Consider the following 14,924-nt stretch of genomic DNA (forward strand, 5'->3'; position numbering starts at 1 on the left):
TCAATTTATATAAAATCGCCCTTCAAAATGTTACATTTATATTAAGCATATGTAACAATTACGCATAATATCACAACAATCTGTTACCGTCAATTTTGCTCCCACAAATAAAAAAATCGCCTTTTCCGTGAAATCCAACAACTTCCCCATGACATCCCCAACTAATTTCGTCATTCCCGTCAGTCTTGTACACAAAATACACATAACCTTAAAGCCATGGAACCAAATATTTCGCATACTACACTGAAATTCTCAATAATATAGTAGAAATCCCCCAGAGCAGAGGGCATCCTATGTCAAACAGACCAAAATTCACCGCCGCTATTCTGGCTTTTTTTCTTATTATCTGCTTCACATTTTCCTGGCTTTTCAGTCATGTCTTCTCCGAAAATGCCCGCTTCGAAAACTTCGCGGAGTCCATATTTGAAAAAGAGGTTTCCGGAAACGCCCTGAATCTTCATTATTCCCTGGCTTATCCGGAAAAACAGGGCATCTCACGCCCCCGCGCTACCCTTGGCACAATACATCCCAACAATGAAAAAGCCTCTGCCCAGTGCCAGGAATATGTAAAAAAGCTGAAAAAATTTTCCCAGTCAAAGCTCAGTACTTCCAATCGCCTGACCCTTGATCTGCTCCTCCTTTACTACCACACCGAAGCCTCTCTGGGCGACAATTATCTTTTGGAAGAGCCGCTTAGCCCAAGCCTCGGGATCCAGGCGCAGCTGCCTGTACTGCTGGCGGAATACTCCTTCTACACCAATCAGGACATCACCGACTACCTGAATCTGCTCTGCAGCACAAAAGAATATTTCCAGAGCATTCTCGCCTTTGAACAGACAAAATCTGATGCCGGATTTTTTATGTGCGACGAAACTCTGGAACGCATTCAGGACCAATGCCGTGCTTTTATTCAAAACCCGGATTCCAATTATATGCTGGAAATTTTTTCTCAGAAACTAAAAGCCTATGGAAAGCTTTCCGAAAAGGACCAGGAACAGCTGAACCTGACCCATAAACAGATTCTGAAGGAAAAGGTTCTCCCCGCATATCAAACGCTGATAGAAGGTCTGGAGCAACTTCTGGGAACAGGCAAAAATACCGGAGGCCTGGTCAATTTTTCCGGTGGAAAGGAATATTACCAATATCTTCTAAAAAGCCAGGTGGGAATCTACATACCTGTGGAAAAACTGGAAAAGCGCCTCACCCAGCAGCTTTCCACCGATTCTCAGGAAATTTCAGAACTTTTGAAACAGCATCCACAACTTCTCACATTGCTAAATGAGAAAATGGATTTGCCAGATATGGAGCCCACACGGGTCATGGAGCTTCTGGAAAAAAATATTCAGCAGGATTTCCCCTCCACTGCTTCTGTAGATTTCGAAATCCGGTCTGTACATAAATCCATGGAAGAATTTCTCAGCCCGGCGTTTTACCTGACACCGCCAATGGACACAGGAGCGCCAAATGTTATTTACATCAATCATGGACGGCAAATTTCCAATCTGGAGCTTTTTACCACGCTGGCGCACGAAGGCTTCCCCGGTCATCTTTACCAGACCGTTTATTTCGGACGACAAAGTCCATCCCATATCCGGTATCTCATCGATTACAGCGGATACGTGGAAGGCTGGGCCACTTATGTGGAAAGTTATGCGTATGATTATGCCGCAGATTATCTGTCTGCCGGCACCTTATCCTCACAGGAAGCTTCTGCCTGCACGCGACTTTCCTGGCTGAACCGCAGCGTGAATCTGTGCATTTACTCCCTACTGGATGTGGGAATCCATTACCACGGCTGGACTCCTGCGCAAGCCGCCCGCTTCCTGAATCTTTTCGGAATCCGTGATGCTGCTGTCACGGCCGAGATTTACCGATATATCACCGAAACACCTGCTAATTATCTGAAATACTATGTGGGATATCTGAATTTTCTGGATCTGAAAGAAGAACAGCAATCCCTCCTTGGCGAAAACTTTGATCTGAAAAGTTTTCATCAGAAGATACTGGAAATCGGCCCTGTGCAGTTTCCGGTTTTGCGAAAATACATGAACGAGAAATTATGATTGCCTCTGAAGCTGCAGTATTTTCGCCCGGCTTCTGCCTGCCAGATCCACGCGCAATATTACCCGAAAATTCCCGAAATGCTGTAACATTTTTTTAAATATTTATGTAATAACTTCTTTCTTTGAGCACAATAATTTGCTATAATGAACTCACATTGAAAATATGCAGGAGCAATCTGATTTTCTGATCCTGCTGGTCATATTTTCCTACATTAGAGAAGGGCAAAATCATGAAAAAACGAGATAATCTCCCATTAAATTATAAAGAACGCCTGAATTCCAGAACCAGCTTTCTGGTATCCATCGCGGTTCTGGTGGTTCTCTGCCTGGTGTTTAACCAGATGGACTACACCATGATCCGCCAGCCAGCCGCCCAGGCGAAAAAAGCAGCTGACTTACAAAAACAGAAGGAAGAAGAGGCAGCTGCCACCACCCAGGAAGTCACTACAGCCACAGTTCTTGCAGTTGGGGATAACCTGGTTCAGCCAAGTCTTCTTGCATCCGGTCAGTCAGAAACCGGTGCCTGGAATTATGACAGTGTTTATGCTAATCTGAAATCCGATATACAGGCTGCCGACATTGCTATGGTCAATCAGGAAACACCTTTCACCACAGACCACAGCGCAGTCAGCGGTACCGCGCCTTACGCCACTCCTACAGAGATTGGCGACGCACTTGTAAATGCCGGATTTAATGTGGTCACATCTGCCACAGCACTGATCGATGACAATGGTTCTTCCATGATCAACGAAACTTTAAATTACTGGGAAACCAGCCATCCGGATGTCACTCTGGTTGGTATTCATAAAAACCAGTCCGGTATAGACACTCCGAAGATTGTAGAAATTAACGGAATCAAGATTGCGTTCCTTAACTATACCTTCCCGTCATATGGAAGCCAGACTGTAAGCTCCGGCGACAGCACTGATAGTTCTGATGGTTCTGCAAACGACTCTGCCAGCTCGGATACTTCCGGCAGTTCAACAGGAGATGCAGACAGCTCTGGAAGTACAGATACATCCACTTCCGGAAAAGGCTCTATGATTGACACGTTCAGCACTGCCGATGTTGCAGCCGCCATCAAACAGGCCAAAGCTTCCGCAGACTGTGTGATTTTCTCTGCAAACTGGGGCAAGACCGAAGAACCAATGCCTACCGAATACGAAAAAGAATGGGCCAACTTCCTTATGGAGCAGGGTGTTGACGTTGTGATCGGAACCAATCCGAATGTGCTCCAGCCATATGGCTACCTTACAGATGACTCTGGTCACAACATGCTGATCTACTACTCCCTTGGCAACTTCGTTACCGGTCAGGAAACACTGAAGCAGCTTCTTGGCGGAATGGCAGCCTTTACCATTCAGAAGACTGTAGACGGCGACCAGACCAGCATCCAGATCCAAGATGCCACACTGACACCGCTGGTTATGCATTACAGCTACGATACCCTGGAATATGCACCATATAAGCTGGACGATTATACAGACGCTCTAGCATCTGCACACAGCGTCCGCCAGTCCATCGGAGATGAATTTTCCCTGGAAAACCTTCAGACAAAATATGATGAAATCATGTCCATGAACGTCACACCATCTACTAAGACGAATCTTCTGGATGTCACATTTGATTCCGACGGAAATATGCTGGATTCCAACGGAAATTACGTGGAGGATAATGATTCCATCACCTCCTCCTGGTACTATCAGACACTTGCCACCCAAAGCAGTTCCAGTTCTGACGGCTCTGGATCAGACCATTCCGGAGCAGACGCATCTGATGACAATTCAGAAGGTTAAATGTCACTGTTCACCGGTAACGTTCCGCGAGGTGTTTGTGTGAACAAAGTTCATACAAAACCCGAAACCTTTGACGCGAAATCATGCGAATGCATGATTTCTATGCATTACGAAGAGCGTTTCTGTGAACAGAGTTAGCAGAACCAAAAATAAATTACGCCCCATACCAGGTTCAATATTACTAATGACAAAATCTGCAGTACTATAATATATAGGCTGCAGATTTTTGTTATTCCGGCATTCCAAACATTTTTTTGTCATCAAATGGCTGGTATACAATTCCTATTTACTGCAAATCAGATAGTATCTATGTCTTATTGTCACGAAAACCAGTCATTTATCACATATAGGTTGTTTTTTCAGACAAAATCAGATAAAATTTATAGTAGAGTAGTAACGATTCCGCACATTCACAGTGATATCCTTCTGGATACACAGAAATCATGTTTTATACGATTTCGCGCCGCATTTCTCGTTTTTTCTGTGAACTTCGTTCACAAAAACACCTCGCGGAATAATGTCTGCTGAATCGTTATGTAGAATAATTAATAAAATCATTTTCGGACAATAACTGTACAAATTAACGAAACCACTATGTCTGCTCACACAGGCACCACCAGATATGAAATCCATGGTTTCTGCGCCAATGCACTCCTGCTATTGGCATCAGGTGGCATTCGTTTACATAATTTTTCCAGTCATTGACCGGTCAAAAAGAAAGGAGTTACAATATGGGACTTATTAAAGCAGCACTTGGCGCCGCAGGCGGTACACTTGCAGATCAGTGGAAAGAATTTTTCTACTGTGATGCCATCGACAATGACGTTCTGGCAGTAAAGGGGCAGAAGCGCACATCCAAACGTTCCTCCAATACCAAGGGAAGCGACAACATTATCACCACCGGATCCGGAATCGCAGTCGCAGACGGACAGTGTATGATGATCGTAGAGCAGGGCAAGATCGTTGATATCTGCGCAGAGCCAGGCGAATACACCTACGATGCTTCTACCGAGCCAAGTATTTTCTCCGGAAATCTGGGCGACGCCATCATGAACACTTTCCACACTATTGGCAAGCGTTTCACATTCGGCGGTGACACTGGCAAAGACCAGCGTGTTTACTATTTCAATACCAAAGAACTGGTGGACAATAAATTCGGAACTCCGAACCCGATTCCATTCCGTGTTGTAGACCAGAACATCGGACTGGACATTGATGTTTCTGTCCGCTGCAGCGGTGTTTATTCCTACCGCATTGCAGACCCGCTTCTCTTCTATTCCAACGTCTGCGGAAACTTTGAACAGCAGTACGACAGAGAGCAGATCGAGGGACAGCTGAAAACAGAATTTATCTCAGCTCTTCAGCCGGCATTTGCCAGCATTTCCCAGCAGGGAATCCGTCCAAGCGCACTTCCGGCTCATGCAATGGAGCTCTGTGATGCCATGAACCAGGCTCTCACCCAGAAATGGAGTCAGCTTCGTGGTCTCGTGATCGTATCTGTTGCCATGAATCCGATCACTCTTCCTGAGGAAGATGCCCAGATGATCAAAGAAGCTCAGCGTATGGCTATCCTCCGCAATCCTGCCATGGCAGCCGCTACTCTTGCAGGAGCACAGGCAGACGCCATGAAGACAGCAGCAGGCAACGCTGGCGGTGCCATGACCGGTTTCATGGGCATGAATATGGCAGGCATGACTGGCGGTTTTAACGCACAGAATCTTTACGCTATGGGACAGCAGCAGACAGCTCAGGCACAGCAGATGGCACAACCACAGCCAAATCCGGCCGTATCCCAGGCTCAGGCAGGCGGTTCTGCTCCGGCAGCTGACCAGTGGAAATGCTCCTGCGGTGCTATGGTTTCCGGTAATTTCTGCCCGGAATGCGGCGCGAAAAAGCCTCAGACACCTGCAGCAAATGCAAGCTGGACCTGTTCCTGCGGCGCTGTAAATACAGGCAAATTCTGCACCAACTGCGGTTCTCCTAAACCGGCTATGAAGCCTCGGTACCGCTGTGACAAGTGCGGCTGGGAACCGGAAGATCCAACCAATCCACCAAAATTCTGTCCGAACTGTGGCGATCCATTTAATGAAAACGATACCCAGTAAAAAAGCAGCATAAAAGGAGATGAATTATGTCCGATTTACTTGAATACAAATGCCCTTGCTGCGGCGGAGCAATCGAATTCAACAGTAAGCTCCAGAAGATGAAATGTCCTTACTGCGACACTGAATTTGATATGGAAGCCGTCAAAGAATTTAACGAAGCAGCAGCTAACCAGCAATCTGATGAATTGAACTGGGAGAGTGCTTCAGACAACTCCTGGAAGGAAGATGAAGCCAGCGGAATGTCCGTTTACATATGCCAGTCCTGCGGCGGGGAAATCGTTGCCGATGAAAGCACAGGTGCTTCCTCCTGCCCATTCTGCGGCAATCCGGTAGTAATGTCCGGCAAATTTTCCGGTACCCTGCGTCCGGATTTTATCATTCCGTTTAAGCTGGACAAAAAGGCAGCCAAAGAAGGTCTGACCAAACATCTTCACGGCAAGATCCTTTTACCCAAAGTATTTAAAAAGGAAAATCACATTGACGAGATCAAAGGTGTTTATGTGCCTTTCTGGCTTTTTGACACCGACGCTTCTGCAGATATCCGCTATCATGCCACCAAGACCCGTTTCTGGAGTGACAGCGACTATGATTATACGGAAACCAGCCATTACTCTGTTTTCCGTGCTGGAAACATCGGGTTCGACCAGATTCCGGTAGACGGTTCTTCCAAAATTGACAATGATTTAACAGAGTCTCTGGAGCCTTATGTAATTTCCGAGGCTGTGGACTTTGCCACTCCTTACCTGGCAGGATACGTTGCGGACAAATATGATGTATCCGCAGAAGAATCTGCTGAGCGCGCCAACCAGCGTGTAAGAAAAGCCGCTGAAGATGCTTTTCGCGATACGGTCATCGGTTATGACAGCGTTACCCCTGAAGATACCCGTATTCAGTTAAAAGGCGGTAAAACCCACTATGCTCTTTTCCCGGTATGGCTTCTTTCCACCACCTGGAAGGGCAACCACTATCTGTTCGGCATGAACGGACAGACTGGTAAATTTGTAGGAAATCTGCCTGTAGATAAAGGTATTTTCACTAAATGGTTCCTTGGACTTACTGCAGGTTTTTCCGTTGCTGCTTACGCCATTGCATGGCTGATTCACACATTTTGTTAAGGAGGAACATGCCATGAAAAAACAATCATTTGGAATTATTCTGGCGGCAGTGCTGGGAGCAGGAAGCCTTTTCAGTGCAGTTATTCCAGGCACAGATGCGCTTTTTACTACTGCTTTGCCAGGTACGGGAGCTGTTACGGTACAGGCCGCAGCTTCCAACAGCTTTGGCGGATCCGGCAGTGAGGAAGATGACTCTTATCAGGACTTTGCAGCCTCCGAATTTTCCCTTGTCCTGGACGAGGCGGATCTTCTCACAGATGAAGAAGAATCCCAGCTTCTGGATAAGCTGGAAGCCATCACCGGGGAATACAATCTGGAAGTGGCAGTTGCCACAGTAGAGTCGAAAGACGGCAATGAGATGAACTACTTTACAGATCATTTCTTCGATGAGAATGGTTACGGAACCGGCGAAAACCACGACGGAATCCTGTTCATGGTCAGCATTGGCGACCGTGAATGGCACATTACCACCCACGGATATGGTATGACTGCGTTTAACGATGACGGACTTGCTTATCTGAAGGAAAATGTAGAGCCTCTGTTAAAGGATGAAAACTTCTACGGCGCTTTCGATACCTACGCAGATCTGTGTCAGGATCTGTTGGAAATGGCTGCTAACGGGGAGCCTTATACAGAGCCCTTTTCTCCCATATGGATTCTCATTTCCCTGGGAATCGGTCTTGTGCTTGCGTTTCTGTGCACCATGGGCATGAGAGCCCAGCTGAAAAGCGTACGGACACAGGACAGCGCAGTGGATTATGTGCGCCAGGGAAGTATGGAACTGACAAGATCAAACGATATTTTCCTGTATCACACAGTTACCAAAACAGCGAAACCGAAGGATAGTGACAGTTCCTCCGGCGGCTCAGACAGCGATCACGGAGGTACAGGCGGAAGCTTCTAAAAAGATTCCTTCTTGCAGAATTGCACTGCGGCAGGTCGCCTCGAACGACACCTCCCCTTCCGCCGCAGTGCAATCCTGCCCGGTAATAGGAAATTCCAACAGCATTTCCTATTACAACATAAAAAAGAACTCGATTCATACATGGCAAATAAATGTACTTAGAGCCTCTTTGAAAAAGACTACCGCATTTATTTACTTTGAATCGAGTTCTTTTTATATATCAGCTAAACAGACATTTCACCTGCCGGCAGCATCACCATATAGGAAAGCCAGCCGGATCAGTCGTCTTCCATCTCCTCTTTCTTCTTTGCAGTCTCAAACACATAGTCATTTCCCGGAAGAACGGCGTTCAGCAGGATTCCTACAATTGCAGCAAGTGCAAGTCCTGTAAGAGTAATATGTGCGCCTGCGATGGTAAATGTAAGTCCATCGGAAATGCCAAGACCACAAACCAGGATAACCGCTGTAATAACCAGGTTACGAGAACGTGTCAGGTCTACTTTGTTCTCAACTACATTACGGACACCAACAGCAGAGATCATTCCATAAAGAATAAAACTGATACCACCGATGATCGCAGACGGAAGGGAACTGATCACCTCAGCCATCTTCGGGATAAAGCTGAGGATAACTGCATAAATAGCAGCCAGACGGATTACCTTCGGGTCATAAACACGGCTCAGAGCAAGAACACTGGTGTTCTCTCCGTAAGTTGTATTTGCAGGTCCACCGATCAGTGCTGACAAGGAGGTTGCAAGTCCGTCACCCAGAAGTGTACGGTGAAGTCCCGGATCTTCGATGAAATTGCGGTCAACCGTTGCGGAAATAGCAGAAATATCGCCAATGTGCTCCATCATGGAAGCAATTGCGATCGGTGCCATTGCAAGGATTGCAGTAATGTTAAATTTGCAGAGGAAGAATTTCGGAACACCTACGATCGGCGCACTTGCTACTCCTGCAAAGCTGAGGATAGCACTTCCATCTGCGTTTGTCATACCCAGGGCATTCATGATCAGGGCAACCACATAAGAAACAACAATACCCATCAGAATCGGAATAATACGGAACATTCCAACGCCCCAGATATTGAAGAAAATAACAGTTCCAAGTGCGATCAAAGCAAGGATCCAGTTCTGGGATGCGTTGCTGATTGCAGACGGTGCAAGGCTAAGACCAATACAGATAATAATCGGACCAGTTACAACCGGAGGCAGATAACGCATGACGCGCTTTACGCCAATTACCTTAACGATCATTGCAAGTACCAGATACAGAAGTCCTGCTACAAACACACCACCGCATGCATATGGAAGCTTCTCTCCATAAGACATGTTGGCAAAAATTCCGGTGTCAAGCTCTGCAACGGTGGCAAATCCGCCAAGAAATGCAAATGATGAGCCCAGGAATGCAGGTACCTTCAGCTTAGTCAGCACATGGAACAGAAGTGTTCCGAATCCGGCACAGAACAGGGTTACCTGAATGGATAAGCCCTCACCGTGAAAATAGTTGTTTACCAGGATCGGCACCAGAATGGTAGCGCCAAACATGGCGAACATATGCTGGAGTCCCAGAATCAGCATCTGTGGGATTCCAAGCTTTTTGGCATCATAAATGCCCTCAACTCTGAATTTCATAAATATAGTTCCTCCTTTTCCCTTAGAGCCTGTTCACAACCTGACTGGTAACGCACTTCACACTGTACGAAATCATACATTCGCATGATTTCTTCCAATACGGTCTATACTGTGAACAGCAATCGTTACTGTTCACTGGTAACGTTCCGCGAGGCGTTTTTTGTGAACAAAGTTCACAGAAAACCCGAGAATTGCGGCGCGAAATCATGCAAATGCATGATTTCTGTGCATCGCGAAGCGCGTTACTGTGAACGGAGTGAACAGTAACCAGCAATCTTGTTATAGTATAAAGTATGCGACAAATTTTTACAATTATTGACTTTCTATAGAAAGTGCGATATGATTTTTACAGTATTCCCATAGAGCATTTTCAATACGCTCTGGAACCCGTTTAAAAAAGGTTCTGAAGGGATTGTTAGTTCCTGTTCACTGGTAACGTTCCGCGAGGTGTTTTTTGTGAACAAAGTTCACAGAAAACCCGAGAAGTGCGGCGCGAAATCATGCGAATGCATGATTTCTGTGCATCGCGAAGCGTGTTACTGATCACGGAGTGAACAGTAACGATTGTTATTGCATAGGGCAATGGCAACTTTATCACACTACGGAGGTTTTTATCATGTCAAATTTTTCAGATATGGACAATGTTTTTATTATGGATCACCCGCTGATCCAGCATAAGATTTCCATTCTTCGTAATAAGGAGACCGGAACAAATGAATTCCGCAAACTTATTGAGGAGATTGCAGTTCTTATGGGTTTTGAAGCTCTTCGCGATCTTCCCCTTGAGGATGTTGAAGTTGAGACTCCTATTGAGACTTGCAGAACTCCTATGATTTCTGGTAAGAAGCTTGCTGTTGTTCCTGTACTTCGTGCAGGTCTGGGTATGGTAAATGGTATCACCACTCTGGTTCCATCTGCCAAGATCGGTCATATTGGTCTTTACCGTGACCCGGTTACTCATGAGCCTCATGAGTACTATTGTAAGCTTCCGGATCCTATCGACCAGCGTCTCATCGTTATGGTTGACCCCATGCTTGCAACTGGCGGCTCTGCTATCTCCGCTGTTAACTTCATCAAACAGCATGGTGGAAAGAGCATTAAATGTATGTTTGTTATCGCTGCTCCGGAAGGTCTGAAACGACTTCATGAGGTGCACCCGGATGTGCAGATCTATGTAGGACATCTGGACAGAGAACTGAACGACCGCGCTTATATCTGCCCGGGACTTGGCGACGCAGGCGACAGAATTTTTGGTACTAAATAGATTTTCGACCAAAGCATATTTAAAAAAGGCTGAATTCCGGAAATTATCTCATTTCCAGAATTCAGCCTTTTTTTGCCCGATCATGCTTTTTCCATCTTCGCCTTATACTCTACGCAAAGCATGGTAATATCATCAAACTGCGGTGCCTCTCCTACAAAAGCATCAATATCTTTTTTCACTTCAGGCAGAATTTCTGATGGTGTTCTGTCTTTTACACGATTCAGAACCTGCTCCAGACGCTCCATTCCATAAAGCTGATTTTCTACATTTGTCGCCTCAGTCACACCGTCTGTATACTGGAAGATCAAATCTCCCACATCCAGCGTCATACTGCCGGCTTTATAGTTCATATCTTCAAATCCGGCGAGGACAAAGCCTGGACGGATCTTATATGCCTCAAAACTGGCGCCTGCTTTACAGATAAACGGCATTTCATGTCCAGCATTTACGAAACAGAACTCTCCTGTCACCAGATCCAGCACACCTTCAAAAGCAGTGATAAACAAGCCTTCACTGTTTGCCTCACAAAGAAGATTATTTACAGTAGAGAAAACCTCCCCCAAATCTCTTCCTGGTGTAGTGTGATCCTTGATAAGCGTTTTTCCAATGACCATAAAGAGCGCAGCCGGAACACCTTTTCCGGATACATCGGCCATAACAATTGCCAGATGTGTCTCATCTACCATGAAGAAATCGTAAAAATCACCGCCAACTTCTTTTGCAGGTGTCATAGTTGCATAAATATCAAATTCCTTACGATCCGGAAAAGCCGGGAAAATACATGGCAGCATAGATGCCTGAATATTCCTGGCGATATCCAGCTCAGTGCCGATTCGCTCCTTCTCAGCAGTCACTTTGGACAGATTGGCAATATAATTTTCAAGCTCTTCCATCATAAAGTTGAAAGAGTCACTTAGTGCCTCGATCTCATCACCAGTTTTCATGGTAATTCTCTGATTCTCAAACTTTCCGCTCTCTGTAATCTCCTTGGTAAAATCAGCCAGCCTGCTGATCGGTCTGGTGATTGTCTTTCGCACAAAGACAATATACGCAGCCATCGTCACTGCGATAATGCAAAAAGAAATCAGCAGCATATTGATAAGAAAGGAATTCAGATAATTCCTGACCTCTTTCATATCCAGAATATACTGAATTTCTGCCAGAGCCTTTCCATTCTCGTCCAGAATCACCGAAATGCCCGTGTAATTATAGCCATAGCTGTTGTCCGTCACAAGCGGATGATCCACACCTTTATTCTGCTGATACTGGTTCCATATGGTAATATATTTCTCCATGTCAGCAGGATCATCAGGATTTGCAGCATCAGTGTACAAAATGTCACTTCCATAGGCAATCTGATTCGCAGGATCATCTCCCAATTCCTCAACCAGGGCATCTATGTAGAAATGAACACTGTCTTCATCCGGAACAACCAGAGACAGATATGTAGCATCGCCGTCCTTTTTCAGCTTGTTAAACAGCGTGACCATTTCCGAATATTCTTCTGTCTTGTCCCCGCCTTCTGCCAGGATTTTCTTCACATCCGAAACCGACATCATATCTGCAATACTATTGCTGTTCGTCATTACCCTCTGTGCATATAGATTTTCCAGATAGGATCTGGAGCTTCTATAACTGAAAAGAGAAATGGCAATGGTAAGGATTACACCGATCACGCCAAGTGAAAGTATAAATTTAGGAAGAAGTTTTATTTTCATTTGCAATTCCTTTCCTTAACTTTCTTAAAATAGACCTCTGCATCACACTTGCAGCGTCCTTTGCAATATGGACAATAAAGTTCTTTTTTATTATACCAGATCATCTTTGCAGAAAAAAGATGAACAAACCTGCATTCCTGAAGTGCCTTTTCCAGAGGAACTTTACCGCCTGCATTCCAGCAGATGATAAACACTTCCCCTATGCCCTTCTCCGCAAACTGCCTCAACGCATACTTCATAAGCCAAACTGCCAGTCCCTGTCTGCGAAATGTTTCTTTTATTCCTACAGACTGGATCTTTCCAACAGGTGCCAAAGTATCTTGTTGGCATACCTGTTGAATTTTCTGTTCCGTAAGCCTGGTATCCTCTGCAATCTGCTTCTCATTGGTAAGATAGTAATAAATATATCCTGCAAGCTCTCCTTCTGCAGTTCTCAGCAGAAGGAATGCCCGTTCACTGCTTCCAATGGCCTGCTCAAGCTCTTCTTTCTGATACAGATTTTCGCCTACGCACCTGTCCATAAGCTGCAGTGTTTCCTCAATATCCTCTTTTTCCAATGAATACAGACAAAATTCTCTGCCAGAAGCCCCAAACCTCCCTGTCTTTTGTGTCATAAGCTTCCCTTCTCACAGGACAAAATCTGCATGCCCATTGTAATCTCCGATTCCTCACTCAGAATCAGCTGCTGAAGTTCTTCATAATTCTTCTTCAGCCAGTTCTGCCAGTCCTGATATTTTCTGTTATCCGGTTCTTCCGCCAGCAAGATTTCCACATCCTCGGGCAAATAGGAAAAAAAGGTCTGGAAAATATCTTCTTTTTGCTGCTGTTCACCTTCGGCAGCGGAAATCCCCTTGCACCAGACATGAATATGATCGTATCCGCAGTTGGTCAGCCAGCCGGGAACTGCCTGGCCGGTTTCTCTTTTTCCTGCGTATTTGTCCTCTTTTAAGATATCCAGAAACTGTCCAAGAAGATTCTTTTCATCTGGAGCCAGAGTGGATATACGGTCATTGCTTTCTGTGATAAAAATCACTCCGCCTTTTTTCAAAAAATTCTCCAATGTGCGAAGCAGCTTTTCCCCATCATATAAATGCATTAATACAAAAGAAAGACAGATCAGATCAAATTCTCTGTCTTCCGGTTCTGCGCAGAGCTTCTGAAAATCCGCTGAAAACGAATCCCGATCCACATCCATCTGATAAAAAGAAAATTTAGTATTTCCGAACTGACTGTTGGCTCTTTCCACAAGCTGCTGATTATACTCCAGGCCAATCACCCTGGAAATCCTGTCATCTGAAAAGCGGTGAAAGGTTCTGGCTCCATCATTGCAGCCAATATCCAGAACAGAGAGTTCTGATTTTCCCTTAAAAAAATGCTCTAACGCAGGTTTCTCTGCCTGTGACAACAGCAAATTCTGTCTTCTCAGTCGTTCCCTCTCTTTTTCTTCCTGAAATACTAACTGACTTTGCACTACTTGTCTCCTTGTCCGTCAAAATTTACGCTCTGAATAATAACCGCTTCGCATTCTCTTCCGTCACTGCAATTACTTCTTCTGCAGTAATTCCCTTAATCTGAGCCAGGGCTTCTGCAACATAGGGCAAATTCAAGGAAGAATTTCTCCTGCCTCGATTGGGCTCCGGTGCCATATAAGGGCAGTCCGTTTCCAGAACGATCTGGGACAGCGGCGCTATGGCAGCTACTTCTTTCAGCTTCTTTGCATTTTTGAAAGTAAGCACGCCGCCAATGCCAAGATAAAGTCCCATTTTCAAATATTCCGCCGCAATCTCCTTACTGTAGGAAAAGCAGTGAATGATTCCTCCGGACATATCTTTTTTCATATATTCCTTTACAATCTCCAGAGTGTCCTCGGCTGCATCCCGGCTGTGGATCATAAATGGCAGCTTCTCCTCCCTAGCAATGTCCATCTGCGCCCGGAACATCTCCTGCTGCTGTTTATGCTCTGCCTCTTCCTTATGCCAGTAGTAATCCAGACCGATTTCTCCGATGGCGACCATTTTCTCCATATGGGAAAGACGCCGGATCTCATCCAGAGTATCCTGTGTCATAATTCCTGCATCGTCGGGATGAACCCCCACTGCGCCATACACAAAAGGATACGCTTTCATCAATTCCAAGGTCCCGCCAAATCCCCCGGCTGACGCGCACACATTTACAATACAGCCCACTCCCCCGTCTTTCATGGAAGAAAGGAGCTGATCTCTGTCTTCGTCAAATGCCTCATCATCATAATGTGCATGTGTATCAAATATCATTTTTCTGCCTCATTTTTCTTTGAAATACAACAATTATAGCATACTAAAATCA

General features: G+C 45.4%; 11 protein-coding genes. 6 read left to right on the forward strand and 5 right to left on the reverse strand.

The genetic code is table 11. From position 1 onward, the window contains the following. Nucleotides 1-293: 293 nt before the first annotated feature. From I2D69_RS11815 to I2D69_RS11835, 5 genes are all read left to right on the forward strand, one after another. The gene (locus tag I2D69_RS11815) at nucleotides 294-2,063 is read left to right on the forward strand and encodes a DUF885 domain-containing protein (RefSeq protein WP_195379947.1); all 1,770 of its coding nucleotides are present in this window, start codon (nucleotides 294-296) and stop codon (nucleotides 2,061-2,063) included. Nucleotides 2,064-2,293: 230 nt separating this feature from the next. Continuing rightward, complete coding sequence (locus tag I2D69_RS11820; protein ID WP_195379948.1) at nucleotides 2,294-3,859, forward strand: CapA family protein; 1,566 nt, start codon at nucleotides 2,294-2,296, stop codon at nucleotides 3,857-3,859. A gap of 731 nt (nucleotides 3,860-4,590) precedes the next feature. Next, entirely contained in the window at nucleotides 4,591-5,964 is a 1,374-nt protein-coding gene (locus I2D69_RS11825) for an SPFH domain-containing protein (RefSeq protein WP_173735399.1), read from the forward strand. Nucleotides 5,965-5,990: 26 nt separating this feature from the next. Next, nucleotides 5,991-7,079 carry a hypothetical protein gene (locus tag I2D69_RS11830; protein WP_173735400.1) on the forward strand — a complete coding sequence of 363 codons (1,089 nt, stop codon included), beginning with the start codon at nucleotides 5,991-5,993 and terminating at the stop codon, nucleotides 7,077-7,079. A 13-nt stretch (nucleotides 7,080-7,092) separates the two neighbouring features. Next, nucleotides 7,093-7,983, forward strand: a complete 891-nt coding sequence (locus tag I2D69_RS11835) for a TPM domain-containing protein (protein ID WP_173735401.1) — start codon at nucleotides 7,093-7,095, stop codon at nucleotides 7,981-7,983. Between the two features lie 278 nt (nucleotides 7,984-8,261). Here I2D69_RS11835 and I2D69_RS11840 read toward each other — a convergent pair whose 3' ends face one another. Then, entirely contained in the window at nucleotides 8,262-9,617 is a 1,356-nt protein-coding gene (locus I2D69_RS11840) for a uracil-xanthine permease family protein (protein WP_118579324.1), read from the reverse strand. Between the two features lie 634 nt (nucleotides 9,618-10,251). Between I2D69_RS11840 and upp the strand changes: the two genes are divergently transcribed. Beyond that, complete coding sequence (upp, locus tag I2D69_RS11845) at nucleotides 10,252-10,881, forward strand: uracil phosphoribosyltransferase (RefSeq protein WP_118579383.1); 630 nt, start codon at nucleotides 10,252-10,254, stop codon at nucleotides 10,879-10,881. Nucleotides 10,882-10,961: 80 nt separating this feature from the next. On the opposite strand, the gene I2D69_RS11850 is transcribed toward upp, so the two are convergent. The 4 genes from I2D69_RS11850 to I2D69_RS11865 are packed head-to-tail and all read right to left on the reverse strand — an operon-like array spanning nucleotide 10,962 to nucleotide 14,872. Continuing rightward, nucleotides 10,962-12,599, reverse strand: coding sequence for a SpoIIE family protein phosphatase (locus I2D69_RS11850; protein ID WP_243243809.1), 1,638 nt, complete (start codon nucleotides 12,597-12,599; stop codon nucleotides 10,962-10,964). Beyond that, nucleotides 12,596-13,213 (reverse strand): GNAT family N-acetyltransferase, encoded by a 618-nt coding sequence (locus tag I2D69_RS11855; RefSeq protein WP_148463568.1) that lies wholly within the window; start codon nucleotides 13,211-13,213, stop codon nucleotides 12,596-12,598. Before I2D69_RS11855 ends, I2D69_RS11850 begins: the two co-directional genes overlap by 4 nt. Beyond that, a complete protein-coding gene (locus I2D69_RS11860) occupies nucleotides 13,210-14,070 on the reverse strand; it encodes a class I SAM-dependent methyltransferase (protein WP_173735402.1) in 861 nt (286 codons plus the stop codon). Before I2D69_RS11860 ends, I2D69_RS11855 begins: the two co-directional genes overlap by 4 nt. Nucleotides 14,071-14,095: 25 nt before the next feature. After that, the gene (locus I2D69_RS11865; protein ID WP_173718514.1) at nucleotides 14,096-14,872 is read right to left on the reverse strand and encodes a TatD family hydrolase; all 777 of its coding nucleotides are present in this window, start codon (nucleotides 14,870-14,872) and stop codon (nucleotides 14,096-14,098) included. Nucleotides 14,873-14,924 lie beyond the last annotated feature (52 nt).

It is taken from the genome of Ruminococcus sp. D54t1_190329_F1 (assembly GCF_015551645.1).
Classification (GTDB): domain Bacteria; phylum Bacillota; class Clostridia; order Lachnospirales; family Lachnospiraceae; genus Blautia_A; species Blautia_A faecis.

Bases quoted from the DNA above. Each gene is read 5' to 3' on its own strand.
- I2D69_RS11815 (WP_195379947.1), top strand. From the start codon at position 294: ATGTCAAACAGACCAAAATTCACCGCCGCTATTCTGGCTTTTTTTCTT.
- I2D69_RS11820 (WP_195379948.1), top strand. From the start codon at position 2,294: ATGAAAAAACGAGATAATCTCCCATTAAATTATAAAGAACGCCTGAAT.
- I2D69_RS11825 (WP_173735399.1), top strand. From the start codon at position 4,591: ATGGGACTTATTAAAGCAGCACTTGGCGCCGCAGGCGGTACACTTGCA.
- I2D69_RS11830 (WP_173735400.1), top strand. From the start codon at position 5,991: ATGTCCGATTTACTTGAATACAAATGCCCTTGCTGCGGCGGAGCAATC.
- I2D69_RS11835 (WP_173735401.1), top strand. From the start codon at position 7,093: ATGAAAAAACAATCATTTGGAATTATTCTGGCGGCAGTGCTGGGAGCA.
- I2D69_RS11840 (WP_118579324.1), bottom strand. From the start codon at position 9,617: ATGAAATTCAGAGTTGAGGGCATTTATGATGCCAAAAAGCTTGGAATC.
- upp (WP_118579383.1), top strand. From the start codon at position 10,252: ATGGACAATGTTTTTATTATGGATCACCCGCTGATCCAGCATAAGATT.
- I2D69_RS11850 (WP_243243809.1), bottom strand. From the start codon at position 12,599: ATGAAAATAAAACTTCTTCCTAAATTTATACTTTCACTTGGCGTGATC.
- I2D69_RS11855 (WP_148463568.1), bottom strand. From the start codon at position 13,213: ATGACACAAAAGACAGGGAGGTTTGGGGCTTCTGGCAGAGAATTTTGT.
- I2D69_RS11865 (WP_173718514.1), bottom strand. From the start codon at position 14,872: ATGATATTTGATACACATGCACATTATGATGATGAGGCATTTGACGAA.